Here is a 659-nt window from a genome sequence, read left to right on the forward strand (position 1 = left end):
ATGGAAATGAGTGAATTGTTTAAAAGACAGGAAAACTTGTCGTAATATCCTATAAATAAAGCAACCGTTTTAATCGCCTACAGAAAACAAAGACACCACTTTCTGTCGTGACTATAAAAAACATTCCTCCTAATGAAATTGTCTTTATATTTCGATATTTTTTATAAAAATACTTTCAAAATGGTATAAATTGCACTTACACTTTAAGATGCATTTTCCTTATTTTCTTTTGATAAAGTTTTTTCCTCTTTAGAGATACTCACATTTTCTATCACAGTCTTTTTAGACTTAGACTTTTGTAGCGTTTTCGTTTTAGCATTAAGTTTTGATTTTTTTTCTGCAATCGGCTGACCTTTAACACGGACATCCGCTAATGTTGAACGAACAACACGAATATTCATACTCTCACCAATTTCAACCTCTAGTTCTCCACTCTCGTCGTGAACCTTCGTAACCTTGCCGATAATACCACCACCTGTTATAACTGTATCACCACGACGTACTGCATTAAGCATCTCCTGCCGTTTTTTCATTTGGGCGCGCTGTGGGCGAATGGCAAAAAAATACATAATTGCAAAAATTAAAATGAATGGGATAGCGTTAACAAATGAAATTCCACTGGAAACATCGCCTGCACTTTGAGCATAAGCGTTCGTAAT

At 34.9% G+C, this 659-nt stretch carries 1 protein-coding gene; it reads right to left on the reverse strand.

The annotated features are described in order from the left end of the window. Positions 1-203 precede the first annotated feature (203 nt). A partial coding sequence (yajC, locus tag ACFINC_RS11075) for a preprotein translocase subunit YajC (protein WP_375617233.1) occupies positions 204-659 on the reverse strand: 456 nt, incomplete at its 5' end.

It is taken from the genome of Bartonella sp. AP58NXGY (assembly GCF_042195785.1).
GTDB lineage: Bacteria > Pseudomonadota > Alphaproteobacteria > Rhizobiales > Rhizobiaceae > Bartonella.